The sequence below is a fragment of the Paraburkholderia sp. BR10882 genome (genome assembly GCF_040948855.1).
Lineage (GTDB): Bacteria > Pseudomonadota > Gammaproteobacteria > Burkholderiales > Burkholderiaceae > Paraburkholderia > Paraburkholderia nodosa_A.
In genome coordinates, this window is sequence record NZ_JBFPKP010000012.1 from 165,659 (window position 1) to 178,990 (window position 13,332).

General features: G+C 62.2%; 10 protein-coding genes. 2 read left to right on the forward strand and 8 right to left on the reverse strand.

The window, feature by feature from the left end; all coding sequences use genetic code 11:
• Positions 1–43: 43 nt before the first annotated feature.
• A complete protein-coding gene (locus AB3X99_RS27410) occupies positions 44–1,006 on the forward strand; it encodes a GlxA family transcriptional regulator (RefSeq protein WP_368618683.1) in 963 nt (320 codons plus the stop codon).
• Between the two features lie 172 nt (positions 1,007–1,178).
• A complete protein-coding gene (locus AB3X99_RS27415) occupies positions 1,179–1,886 on the forward strand; it encodes an SDR family oxidoreductase (protein WP_342948920.1) in 708 nt (235 codons plus the stop codon).
• Positions 1,887–1,952: 66 nt separating this feature from the next.
• Here AB3X99_RS27415 and AB3X99_RS27420 read toward each other — a convergent pair whose 3' ends face one another.
• The 8 genes from AB3X99_RS27420 to AB3X99_RS27455 all read right to left on the reverse strand — a co-directional run bounded on the left by AB3X99_RS27420 (position 1,953) and on the right by AB3X99_RS27455 (position 13,321).
• The gene (locus AB3X99_RS27420) at positions 1,953–2,315 is read right to left on the reverse strand and encodes a nuclear transport factor 2 family protein (RefSeq protein WP_368618684.1); all 363 of its coding nucleotides are present in this window, start codon (positions 2,313–2,315) and stop codon (positions 1,953–1,955) included.
• A 100-nt stretch (positions 2,316–2,415) separates the two neighbouring features.
• Entirely contained in the window at positions 2,416–3,057 is a 642-nt protein-coding gene (locus AB3X99_RS27425; protein ID WP_368618685.1) for a DsbA family protein, read from the reverse strand.
• A gap of 183 nt (positions 3,058–3,240) precedes the next feature.
• Entirely contained in the window at positions 3,241–5,106 is a 1,866-nt protein-coding gene (gene ilvB, locus AB3X99_RS27430; protein WP_368618686.1) for a biosynthetic-type acetolactate synthase large subunit, read from the reverse strand.
• A gap of 296 nt (positions 5,107–5,402) precedes the next feature.
• A complete protein-coding gene (locus AB3X99_RS27435; RefSeq protein WP_069265958.1) occupies positions 5,403–5,603 on the reverse strand; it encodes a hypothetical protein in 201 nt (66 codons plus the stop codon).
• 123 nt (positions 5,604–5,726) lie between these two features.
• Positions 5,727–7,520 (reverse strand): 1-deoxy-D-xylulose-5-phosphate synthase, encoded by a 1,794-nt coding sequence (dxs, locus tag AB3X99_RS27440; RefSeq protein WP_069265957.1) that lies wholly within the window; start codon positions 7,518–7,520, stop codon positions 5,727–5,729.
• 27 nt (positions 7,521–7,547) lie between these two features.
• Positions 7,548–8,972 carry an efflux transporter outer membrane subunit gene (locus AB3X99_RS27445; protein ID WP_368602538.1) on the reverse strand — a complete coding sequence of 475 codons (1,425 nt, stop codon included), beginning with the start codon at positions 8,970–8,972 and terminating at the stop codon, positions 7,548–7,550.
• The gene (locus tag AB3X99_RS27450; protein WP_368602537.1) at positions 8,965–10,143 is read right to left on the reverse strand and encodes an efflux RND transporter periplasmic adaptor subunit; all 1,179 of its coding nucleotides are present in this window, start codon (positions 10,141–10,143) and stop codon (positions 8,965–8,967) included. The genes AB3X99_RS27445 and AB3X99_RS27450 overlap by 8 nt, the downstream gene beginning before the upstream one ends.
• Positions 10,133–13,321 (reverse strand): efflux RND transporter permease subunit, encoded by a 3,189-nt coding sequence (locus AB3X99_RS27455; protein ID WP_368618687.1) that lies wholly within the window; start codon positions 13,319–13,321, stop codon positions 10,133–10,135. Before AB3X99_RS27455 ends, AB3X99_RS27450 begins: the two co-directional genes overlap by 11 nt.
• Positions 13,322–13,332: the final 11 nt, after the last annotated feature.

Genomic DNA, 13,332 nt, shown 5'->3' on the forward strand with positions numbered 1-13,332 from the left:
GCCATCGCGCTATCGGGATCACTGCTCAGGTTGGGTGTGCAAAATGAAAGTCGCTATTGTGGTGCTTGACGGTGTACAGGCCATGGATATCGCAGGCCTGCTCGACGTGTTCTGCGAAGCGAACCGTTTGCTCGGCGAGACGCGCCAGTATCAGGTGCCCCTCGTTGGCGAGCACGCAGGCGCGGTCGCCTGCTCGAACGCGATGCAGCTTTGCGTGCCGTGGGTCTATGGGGACTTTCGCGCGAACATCGACGTGCTGCTGGTGACAGGCTCCGCACACGCCACGCACGACGGGCCGAAACCGGATTTCCTGGACTGGCTGCGGCGCCGCGCACTCGAGTCGAAGCGATACGGCTGCGTCTGCAACGGCGCATGGCTGCTCGGGCGCGCCGGTCTGCTCGATGGCAGGGAGATTGCCACGCGCTGGACCGACGCGAGCCGTATGGCCGGCGAATTCCCGCGTGCCCGCGTACGTCCCGACAAAAACCTGATCCGCGATGGACGCCTGATTTCCTCTGCCGGCGCGACCGCCGGGCTCGATCTTGGCCTCGCGCTCGTCGCGCAAGACTGGGGCCAGAAGCTCGCCGAACAGGTGGCAAGACGTCTTGGCGCCAATCTGCAAAGCGAGCCCTACCAACGTCATCCTTACGTTGCGCCTCCAGGCGATGAAAGTTCGATTATCGGAAAAGTACATCGCCATATCGACGATCATCTTTCCGATGTGCTTTCGATAGAGCAGCTCGCCGAGGCGGTCTACGTGAGCCGGCGCACGTTATCGAGAATCTTCGCGAAGTATCTCCACACGACCCCTTCCGCATTCGTGGACCAGGTCCGTGTCGGTGCCGCAAAGCGGCTATTGGAGGAATGCAACATGCCGATGAAAACCGTCGCGTTCGACTGTGGCTTTCATAACGCCGCGCACATGCGCATGGTGTTTCAACGGCGCCTCAAGCTCACTCCCCGGCAATACCGCCAACAGTCCCACACGACCGAGGCCGCCGCCTGAGTGATTGCCACGGGCGCAATCGCCATCCCGCCGCGATTTGTTCTCGCGGCGCAAGACTCTTTGTCCATGGTGTGTGTTCGCACTCGCAACGGATACGCCTACAGTGGCTTTCCATCGGATCCATCGATTCGAACGGCCACCCGGCCGACTTACCCATACTATGAGACACACAATGAGCACTTCCAAGGTCGTCATCGTCACCGGAGCATCGCAAGGCATCGGCGCCGAAACCGTCAAGGCCTTCCGCGCGCAGGGCCATCGCGTGGTCGCCACGGCCCGCTCCATCACGCCGGCCGCTGAGGCCGACTATGTCGCCGTGGCCGGCGACATCGGCGACGCCGCCACGGCTCGCCGCGTGGTGGACGCCGCCATCGAGCACTTCGGCCGTGTCGATACGCTCGTCAACAACGCGGGCATTTTCATTGCGAAGCCCTTCACGCAGTACACCGCCGACGACTACGCCGCAATCCTGAACGTCAACCTGAACGGCTTCTTCCACATCACGCAATATGCGATCGAAGCGATGCAGAAGCACGGCAGCGGCCACGTGGTGAACGTCACCACCACGCTTGCCGACAAGGCGAACAGCAAAGTCCCGTCCGTTCTTGCCTCGCTCACCAAGGGCGGCCTGAACGCTGCAACGCGCTCGCTCGCAATCGAATATGCGCGCGCGGGCATTCGTGCCAACGCGGTTTCGCCTGGGATCATCAAGTCGCCGATGCACGCTCCCGAAACGCACGCCGCGCTCGGCGCGATGCATCCGGTCGGTCACATGGGCGAAATGAGCGACATCGTCAATGCGATTCTCTATCTCGACTCGGCACCGTTCGTGACCGGCGAGATCCTGCACGTGGACGGCGGCCAGAGCGCAGGTCACTAAGCGGTTGAGCATTGTCCGCGCCCCCGGCCTCGATGGCTCGCCGGGGCGCGGGCGCGTGGCGGCCGCTTATTGCACGTTGGTCAGCGTCTTCGTGATGACGAGCCATCTGTCGCGCTGGCGCATGATCGAAAAATAATTGTAGTAATTGAAACCCAGCATGCGCACATGCAGTTTCGCCGTCGCGATGTTCTGCTGGACATCGAGCATCAGCAGTTCTGTTTCGACCGGTTCGCCCAATTCGGCCGGCGATTTCCTGATTGCCACACCCGCAAGATACTCGTCGATCGTCTTGTAGTAGGGCTGGCCATTCACCTCCCCCGCCACGATCGCGCGCGCGTCGAACACCTTTCTCAGCTGTTCCACATCGCCGCGCCAGGTGGCATCGAAATAGCGCTGCACGAGTTCGACGATTTCGTTGCTGTCGTTCATTGCATCACACTCCCTATTGATTCCCGACTCGGTCCGTCAATTCGAAGCGGGCTGCGCAATCGCTTGCGCAGCCCGCTTCGAACAACCCGGATCAAAACGATCAGGCAAGCGGCCCCTCGATCTCATTGAGCCTTTCTTCGAGTACGTTGACGCTCGCATAGCCCGAATGCACGGCGTAAGTCCGGCCTTGTTCTTCAAGCATCAAGGTCGGGAACGACGCGACGCCAAGCGCTCGCGCACGGGCGAAATCGCGCTGCGTTTCTTCCTTCGTTTCCGCTGCTTCCCACGCCTGGTAGAACGCGTCGGCACTTACCTGAACGCCTACAGCATCCAGCGCGGTCACGGCGATATCGCTCAGCACGCGACCGTCGGTCGTATCCAGCCCTTGCACGTAGAAGCCGTTCTGCAGCGCACGGAACACCGAAAGCAAGGCATCGCCACTGGCGAAGCGGCGCGCCGCCACAACAGCACGGCAAATCGGCTCGGTATCGTAGACGAACCCCTCGCGCGCCATGAACGCTTCGCGATTGAACGGCAAGCCGCTCAGCGCTTCCACACGTTGCCAGTGCTGCAACCGGAAACACTTGCCGGTCGCATCGAGCACATCGGTCGCGCCGGCGCGAATCCCGCCGACCACGATTTCCAGTTTCAAGTCCGGCACGCGCGCGACAAGCGCGGAAAGCTCCTTGCCAAAGCCATAGCACCACGAACACATCGGATCGCCAACATAGATCAATTTCATTGCTCGCTCAAGTGAAGAGACAACGCGGGGCCCGCAGGACCCCATGCCCCGCATCGCTCCCAGCCATCAGAGTGACTATAGGTTTCTGGCCTCACTCGATAAACGCCGTAGCCAGAACTTCTTTTGTTACATGGCGGAAAGACGAAAGGCTCTTCACAAGCAGAGTGGCGTTGCCATGCTGGCCTAGAACATGTCAGAAGCCGCTTGATGACCTGCACGCGCGCCCCCCGACTCCTCGCCATCCCTCGACGGGATGAACGGGCCGGTGATCATCTCCGAATAGCTCATGCCGGGCCCAACCATCGGAAACACATCGGCATCCTGATCGATCATGACTTCGAGGAAAGCCGGACCGTCGAACGCCACGAAAGCCCGGAGCGCTTCCTCGACTTCGCTCAGGACCTCGACGCGCTGCGCGAATTCGAACCCGTCGGCACGCGCGGCCATGACAAAGTCCTTTCGATGAAGCGACTTGTCGCTCACGCACAGGCGCCCGTCGTAGAAAAGACGCTGCCACTGCCGGATCATCCCGTCACCGACATTGTTGAACAGCAGCACTTTGACCGGCACGCCATACGTGGTCGCGGTCTCCAGATCGCCGATATTCATGCGCATGCTGCCGTCACCGTCGATGTCGATCACGAGGGCATCCGGGCGTCCCATCTGGGCGCCGATTGCAGCGGGCAGGCCAAAGCCCATTGTCCCCATGCTGCCCGACGTGAGAAAGCTGCGCGGCTCCACGAAATCGAAGAACTGCGCGGCCCACATCTGGTGCTGGCCCACGCCCGTGGTGACAATGGCCCGGCCGCCGGTAATCTCGCTCAGCTTTTCCACCACGAACTGCGGCTGAATGAGCGGGCTCGCGCGGTCATAGTTCATGCCGTAGCGCTGCTTCAGCTCCCTGATGTGGTCGAGCCAAGCCAAAGGCGCTTGCACGTGCGCTTCGTGTTGCATCAGAGAAAGCAACGCGTCTTTCGCGTCGCCCACGTGAGTCCAGTGCGCGCGCTTCACCTTGTTGATTTCGGCTTCGTCGATATCGATGTGCGCAACATGGCGCGCTCGCGGAGCAAATGCATTGGGGCGGCCACCGGCGACCCGATCATCGAATCGCGCGCCCACGGCAATCAGAAAGTCGCAGTCTTCCACCGCGTAGTTCGCGCAGGCCGCGCCGTGCATGCCCAGCATGCCGAGCCCCAACTCGTGCTTCACGGATATCGTGCCGAGCCCCATCAACGTGTTGACCACGGGAATGCGGTAGCGCTCGGCGAACTGGCGCAATTCCGCCGTGGCGCCGGCCGTGATGATGCCCCCGCCCACATACAGCAGCGGGCGCTTGCTTTGCGCCAGCAGATCGAAGAATTCGTCGCGCTTGCCCGCTTCGAGACGTGCTCCCTTCGCCACCTTGCGAAGGCGGTCGGAGTAGCCGCGAAACGCCAGCGTGCCATGCCCCTGCCAGGTGCCGGTCCAGTTCTGGATGTCTTTGGGCACATCCACTACCACTGGGCCGGGACGGCCGGTGCGCGCGACTTCGAACGCCGTGCGCAGCGTTTGTTCGAGCTTGTCCGGGTCGGTAACGAGAAACACCTGCTTGGCGCACGCCGACATGATGTTGAACACCGGCGCTTCCTGGAAAGCGTCGCTGCCGATAGCGGCACGCGGCACCTGCCCGCAGATGAGAACCACCGGGACCGAGTCGCCATTGCAATCGGCAATCGGTGTCACCGCATTGGTCGCGCCGGGACCGGACGTCACCATGAACACACCGACCTTTCCGCTCGCGCGCGCGTATCCCGCGGCCATGAAGCCGGCGGTCTGTTCGTTGGCGGGTACGACGAGGTTGATCTGACGCTCGGGCTTGTCGGCGTGCAGTTCGTTGAAACGGAACACGGCGTCGTAGGTCGGCAGGATCGCGCCGCCGCTATAGCCGAACACGGTATCGACACCCTGTTCGCTAAGTACGCGCAAGATGATGTCGGCGCCCGACATCGGTTCGCCGGGAAGTGGCGCTTTCTGGGAGCTTTCTGGAGCAATATTCGGGTTCTGGGACATACGAGGCTCGCACGGAAACGGGCGCTGATGCGGTCAGCGGCCAAACACAACGGATCATTTCCCTTCCGACTCAAGAACAGCGTATGTCCCCTACCAGCTCGTGGACGACAGCGTCAGCGGGTTCTCCGCATGAAGCACAGTCCACCCGGCACTCTTTTGACGTGCGCCTGGAAATACTGTGAGAAAGGGTTCCAAGAATTCTGACAACGATTGAAGCGGCGCGCGTCAGCAATACGGCTGTTTATGGGCCAGGATGCGTCGCATCCGGGCCACCGTGGCTGACGGCTGACTGTTTCCTACCACTCGGCAATGCCGACATCCATGTCCTCGTCGTAGAACGCAACCAGAAACTCTTCGGGCATCAACCACGAATCGACGCTCACGGTTTGCGCGCCAACATCGACATCGACCTTCGCGTCGGCGTCCACCGACTTCATCGCATGGACGATCGTCGAAAGATCGTCCGGGCGGATTTCAGTTTTCATCGCGAACTTCATTTTTCACCTCTCTGTCTGGATATCCAGTCTCGATAACTATAGGATCAACGCCCCATGCCACCAACCAGGCCAGCCTCAATTCACTCTTTACATCGCGTAACCCAAACCGGAGGCACAGGGCAGTCATTCAACCGGGTCGAGCAGGTCTACCGCTTCGGTGAACGCCAGGACGGCTTCCCGCACGCCTGCGACTCCCAGACCATTCAAACGGAGCAGTTCGGCACGGTCGCCGTGCGGGACAAAGGCGTCGGGAAGTCCGAGCCGCAGCATACGTACGGCCCACCCTTCCGCCGCGATCCGCTCGGCGCATGCGGCGCCCGCTCCGCCGAGCACGGTGCCTTCTTCGATCGTCACGATCACCTCGTGCTCGTTGGCAACCGTCAGCAACAAGTCTTCATCGAGCGGTTTGACGAAGCGCATATCGACCACGGTCGCATCGATCTCCCTTGCGACTTCCATCGCGACCGAGAGCAAGGGCCCGAACGCGAGAAACGCCACCCGCGCGCTGTCCCGCTTGCCGGAGACGCGGCAAACCACGCCTCTTCCGAGCGGCAGTGTTTCTTTCGTCTGCTCAATGACTTCAGATCCCGTTGTCTCCCGCGGGTATCGCACGGCGCACGGTCCAGGCCACGCAAGGCCGGTGTTCAGCATGCGATAGCATTCCTTTTCGTCGGACGGGGTCATCACCACCATATTCGGCACGCAACGCAGGGCCGCGATGTCGAACGCACCCAGATGCGTGGCGCCGTCGCCCCCGGCAATCCCCGCGCGGTCGAGCGCGAACAGAACCGGCAGATTCTGCAGGGCGACGTCGTGAATCAGCTGGTCATAGCCGCGCTGAAGAAACGTCGAGTAGATGGCGACGACGGGCCTCATTCCCTCAACGGCGAGGCCGGCCGCCAGCGTGACGGCGTGCTGTTCTGCGATACCCACGTCGATGTAGCGATCCGGATAACGACGCTCGAATCCGGTCAGGCAGGATCCTTCGCTCATCGCGGGCGTGATGCCGAAGATGCGCTCATCCGTTGCCGCCGCGTCGCACAACCATTGACCGAATACCTGGCTATAGGTCAGCTTGCCGCCCTTCTTGCGCACCAACCCGGTATCGGGTTTGAACGGGCTCGGCCCGTGGTACGCAACGGGCTCCAGTTCCGCAGGTCGATAACCTTTTCCTTTCTTCGTCACCACGTGGATGACGTGCGGCCGGTTGCGTGTCTTCGCGTCCCGCAGCGTGGCGAGTAGATTCGCCATATCGTGGCCATCGATGGGACCGACGTAGTCCAGACCTAGCGTTTCGAATAGCGTGGATATGGGGACGTTCGCTTCGTCGCGCCAGCGCGTAACCAGCGCCTCGAGATGATCATTCAGTCCGCCGACCGCCGGTGAAATCGACATGCGGTTGTCATTCAGAACGATCGTCAGCGGCAGCGTTTCGCAGGACCCTGCGTGATTCAGCGCTTCATACGCCATCCCCGCGGACAATGAGCCATCGCCGATCACCGCAACGACGCGGGCGTCCCGACCGCGCAGGCCCAGGGCCATGCCGACCGCCGCCGAAATCGACGTGCCGGCGTGCCCGACACCGAACGCGTCGTAAGGCGACTCTTCGCGCGCGGGGAAACCGGCCATCCCGCCCACTTTCCGCACGCTTGCCATGGCCGCTTTTCGGCCCGTCAGGATCTTGTGCGGGTAGCATTGGTGCCCCACGTCCCACACCAGGCGATCTTGCGGCGTGTCGAATACATAGTGAAGGGCAACCGACAACTCCACCACACCGAGGTTCGATGCCAGGTGGCCGCCGGTACTCGACACACTTTCGATCACGAATTCCCGAACCTCGTCCACGAGGCGCTGAAGCTCACGCTCATCCAGATCGCGCAGATTGCTCGGGAAATCGATCATGTCAAGCAGGTTCATGACGTTGCTGTCCTTGTTGTATGAAATTCAACCGGCCTTCAGGTCGTCCGTGGTCCAGCCGCCGCCGAGCGCGTGAATGAGGTCGACATTCGCATCCAGTTGCCGCGTGCGAAGCGCGATGACACTGCGTTGCGATTCCAGCTCGGCCGATTGAGCCTCGACCACATCCAGGTAGCTCACCGCGCCGCGCTGATAGCGCGCGAGCGCCAGGTTGAGCGCGGTTTGGGCGGCATTGGCGGCGTCCTGCTGCTGATTCGTCGCGGTGCCCAGATCGTCGAGCAACGTGAGGTTGTCTTCCACCTGCCGGAACGACGCCAGCACCACGCTGCGATAGCGTGCCCCCGCCTCCGCCGTGGCCTCCTTCGCCGAATCCAGCTGCGCGTGGCGCTTGCCGCCGTCCAGCAGATACACCGCCAGCGACGGTCCGATCGCCCAATACGAACTGGAAAGACTGAGCAGATTGCCGAGCACCGAGCTTTGCACGCCGCCCTGCGCGCTGAGCGTGAGCGTCGGGAAATACGCCGCGCGCGCCACGCCAATTTTTGAATTGGCCGCCGCGATGCGCCGCTCGGCTGCGGCGACGTCAGGCCGCCTTTGCAACAACGTCGACGGCACCCCGACCGGAATCACGGGCAACGCGATCGAATCGGTACTCGGTGCGAGCTGGAACTCAGAAGGCGAAGCGCCGACCAGCACCGCCACCGCGTGTTCGAGCAATGCGCGCCTTGCCTTGATCTGGGTGAGTTCGGACTGGACCGATGACAACTGGTTGCTGGCGCGCGCCACGTCGAGACCTGACACGATGCCCGCGCCATGCCGGTTGCGGGTCAGGTCGAGCGCCTTCTGGTACGCCTCCTGGGTCCCCTCGATCAGCTGAATCTGCTGATCGAGACCCCGCATGTCGATATAGCTTCGGGCCAGCTCGATTTCCAGGCTCAACTGCGTCGAGGCGAGATCCGCTTTCGACGCCTGACCTTCGTCCTTGCTTGCGGCGACGGAATCGCGCACGCGTCCCCAAAGGTCCACTTCGTAGTCGACTTCGACACCCAGCGTGGCTGAGTTGTAATCGGTCGGCCCAGTCGGGCTGCGCAACGGCCGCGAGTCCGACTCGCGGTCGCGCTGGACATTGCCCACAGCGGAAACCTGCGGGTACATCTGCGACTTGACCTGCCTGATGTACGCCTGCGACTGCTCATAGTGAAACAGCGCCGCGCTCAGGTCGGGGTTATTCGCGATCAGCCGTTGCTCGAGGTCGTCGAGTTCCGGCTCCTTGTACAGCTTCCACCATCCCGCGCGATCGAGCTGGTCAGCGGGGCTGGCCACGGTCCATGGTCCCTGGGTCTGGTACTGCGCCGCCACGGGTGTTTCCGGAACCTCGTAGTGCGGCGCGAGCGAGCACGCGGCGAGCACCACGGCACTCACCAGCGTGGCGAGTTTCAGATACTTAGTCATGCTTGTCACCTTTGGCCGTGGACGCGATCACCTGAACATGGTCGCCTTCGACAAGACCATCGGGCGGCGCGTCGACCACGCGGTCGCTCTGCGCCAGCCCCGAGCCGATATCGACCGCGTTGCCGAGGTCCTGCACGATCGAAACGGGTTTGAAGTGAACGGTGTCGCTGCGATCGACAGTGGCCAGCCGCAGCCCCCGGTTGTCGAATATCAGCGCGCTCGCCGGCACCCGCAGTGCGTTGGCGCGCGCCGGCAGCGAAAAATGCAGATTCACGAAGTCGCCCGGCAACAGCAAATGACCGGGGTTATCGACCATCAGCTGGACGAGCGACGTGCCCGATGCGGCGTTCACCGAGTCGGCCTGACCCACCACCGTGGCGGTGAATGTCTTGCCCGGATACTCCGGTACGGTGAAGGTGCCAGTTCCACCGGGCTTGACCGCCGGCACGTATTCCTGCGGCACGCGTACGTACACGCGCAGCTTGTCCACGCTCGATACAGAGAAGAGTTGCGGCCCCGTACCGCCGCCCGCATTGATCAATGCGCCAACGTCGGTGTTGCGTGCAGTGATCACGCCGTCGAACGGGGCGACGATCCGCGCGAAGCTCTTGGTCGCGACCAGCCGGTCCAGATTGGCCTGCGCTGCCGCCACGCGGGCCTGCTTCGCCACGTAGTCCTGCGTGCGGTCATCGACCTCCTGGCGCGATACTGAATCGGAGTCCAGAAGACTTTGCCAGCGTGCCGCGGTCGTTTTCGCGAGCGCGGCATCGGCTTGCGCGCTCGCGAGGTCGGCCTTCGCCTGGATCAACTGCTGATCGAGTTCGGGCGTTTCGATCTCGGCGAGCGTCTGGCCTGCCTTCACCGGTGTGCCGATGTCGACGCTCCACGATTTCAGGTATCCGCTCACGCGTGCATAGATGGGCGCGCTTTCGAAAGCCTCCAGTCTGCCGGGCAGATCCAGCGCGCCGCCCGGCGCCTCTGGCGCGGGCACGACGACATTCACGGACGGCACGGCTTGCGCCTCGGTCCAGTCTTTGAGCTGGTGCTCATGCTTCATGCGAAGCGAGACGCCACCAGCCACGATGAGGACGGCGAGCGCACCGCCAACGATGCCTGTTAAAGAAAGCTGACGCTGCGCGAGTGCGGCGCGCGTTGTGGGTTCAGAGGACATGGATCGAATCTCCGGTAATCTGCGCGGCCGTCGATGTGCGACCCCGACGCGAGTGGATCATGCAAAAAATAGCGGGCACGAGAAAAAGCGTTGCGGCAGTGGCGAACAGCAGTCCGCCAATCACCGCTCGGCCCAGCGGCGCGTTTTGCTCTCCGCCCTCGCCAAGACTCAATGCCATCGGCGCCATGCCGATGATCATCGAGAGTGCCGTCATGAGGACCGGCCGAAACCGGGTCGTACCGGCTTCCAATGCAGCCTTGAACGCGTCGCCGTGCTCGGTCAGACGTTCGCGGCAGAAACTCACCACCAGAATCGAATTGGCCGTAGCCACGCCCATGCACATGATTGCGCCGGTCAGTGCGGGCACCGAGAGCGTGGTATCCGTCGCAAACAACATCCAGACGATGCCGGCCAACGCACCAGGCAATGCCGCCACGATCACGAGCGGATCGGACCACGACTGGAAATTGACGACGATGAGCAAGTAAATCAGCACAACCGCGCCCAGAATCCCGAACGACAACCCGCCGAAGGCGTTGTTCATCGTCTGAGCCTGGCCAAGCAGAACGACCTTCGCCCCCTTGGGCGCTTCCTTGGCATTGGCCGAGACGATGTGGCGAATGTCGGCGGCGACGGCGCCGAGATCGCGGCCCTGGGTCGTGGCGAACACCTCGACCATCGGCTGCACGTTGTAGTTGCTCACCACTTCGTTGCTGGCCGTGCGGTGAATGCTCGCGACCCCGCCGAGAATTTGCCCATCGTTGGCCTCGGCCCCGCCGCTCACCGGCAGATTCACGAGCGACGAGAGCGAATCCACGCTGTACTGCGGCGTCTGCAGCACGATCGAATACTCCACGCCATTGGCCGCGTTGAGCCAGTAGGTCGGGGCGATCTGGCTCGAACCCGCCATGTGCACCACGAGGCTGTTGGTCACATCGCGTTCGGTGAGGCCCTGAAGCGATGCGCGGTCCCGATCGACGTCGATATTGAACTGCGGATTGGCCTGCGACTGCTCGATGCGCGCATCGACGACGCCGGGCACGTGGCGGATCTGACGCAGTAACGAGTTCGCGTAGGCGAAGTCGGCCGGCAGATTGTTGCCGCGAATCTGCAGGTCGATCGGTGCGGGCGAACCGAAGTTCAGGATCTGGCTCACGATGTCCGCGGGCGGGAACGAGAACGTCACGCCGGGGAACGCGCGCGGCAGCGATTCGCGCAGCTTGCGCACATAAGCGGCCGTCGGCCCATGGCCTTCTTTCAGCGAGATCTGGATGTCGCCGTCCTGCGGGCCGATCGTGCCCGTGTTGTTGTAGGCCGTATTGATGGAGCTGGTGGAAAGTCCAATGTTGTCCACCACGGTGCCGAGTTCGGAGGGCGGAATCGTCGCGCGCACCTGCGCTTGCACCTCGGCGAAGATCTCGGCGGTTCGCTCCACACGCGTACCCACGGGCGCACGCACGTGCAGCAGGATCTGGCCCGCATCGACGTCAGGGAAAAAGTTGCGCCCGAGCAGCGGCATCAACGCGAACGACACCACGACGAATGCAAAGAAGCCAATCACGAACGTGCGGCGACGTTCCAGCACCCGTTCGAGCATCGCGGCATAGTTCGCACGCACGCGTTCGAAGCGCTGCTCGAATCCACGATGAAAGCGCGCCCACACGCCGGCAGACTCGTGATGTCCTTGCTCATTCGCATGGGACTTCAGCAGGTACTTCGCCATCGTCGGCACGAGCGTGCGCGAGAGAATGAACGAGGAAATCATCGCGAAGATCACCGACTCGGCCATCGGCACGAACAGGAACCTCGCCACGCCATTCAGGAAGAACATCGGCACGAACACGATGCAGATGCAAAGCAGCGAGACGAACGCGGGTGTCACGATTTGTGCCGCGCCGTCGAGAATCGCGCTTTCGACGTCCTTGCCTTGCTCCAGGTGCCAGTTGATGTTCTCGATGGTCACGGTGGCGTCGTCCACGAGAATCCCCACCGCTAACGCGAGCCCGCCGAGCGTCATGATATTGAGCGTTTCGCCGAGCACCGAGAGCACTGAAATCGACCCGAGAATCGCGAGCGGAATCGAGGTCGCGATAATGATCGTCGAGCGCCAGCTACCCAGGAACAGCAGGATCATCACGCTCGTGAGCAAGGCGGCAATCAAGCCCTCGCGCGCCACGCCCTTGATTGCAGACCGCACGAAGATCGACTGGTCGCCAATTGCGTCGATCTGGAGCGCGTCCGGCAAGGAGGCCTTCGCGTCGGCAACCTTCTGACGAATGCCGCCGATGATCGACAATGTGGATGCCGAACCGTTCTTGAACACGGTGAGCAGCACCGAACGCTTGCCTTCCACGTGAACGATATTGGGCTGCGGCGGGCTGCCGTCGGTCACGTCAGCCACATCGTGCATGTGCACCACGGTGCCATTGGCGGACTTGATCGGCAGGTTCGCAATGGCCGCGATCGTCTCCGGCGCGTCGTTCAGCTGCAGCGTGTACTCGTAGTTGCCGATCTTTTCGGTGCCGACCGGCGTCACGAGGTTCTGCGCCGTCAACGCATTGAGCACGTCCTCGGCCGACAAGGAGCGCGCTTCGAGTTCGGACGGCTTGATGTTGATCTGAACCTGGCGGTCCTTGCCGCCGAACGGAAACGGGATCGCAGCGCCGTTCACGGTCGCGAGAATCGGCCGCAACTGGTTCTTGCCGAGGTCCGCCAGATTCTGTTCCGAGAGGCCCTTGCCCGAAAGCGCGAGCTGGATGATCGGAACCGTCGAAGCGTTGTAATTGATAATGAACGGCGGCGTCGCCGAGGGCGGCAGCTGCTTCAAAATCTCCTGCGAAATGGCGGTCACCTGCGCATTCGCGGTACCAATGTTGGTGCCAGGCTGAAAGAAGATTTTGACGATGCCGTAGCCGGTAAGCGACGTGCCTTCGATGTGCTGAACGCCATTCACGGTGGTCGTCAACACCCGCTCATACGGAGCCATCACGCGACCTTCCATCTGGTCGGGCGAAAGCCCCGTGTACTGCCATACCACGCTAATCACCGGGATATTGATCGGAGGAAAAATATCTGTAGGGGTACGAAACGCCGACAAAACGCCGACGATCAGGATAAACACGGCCAGAACGACAAATGTATAAGGCCGTTTCAGCGCGACGCGCACGATGCCAATCATGATAATTCCAG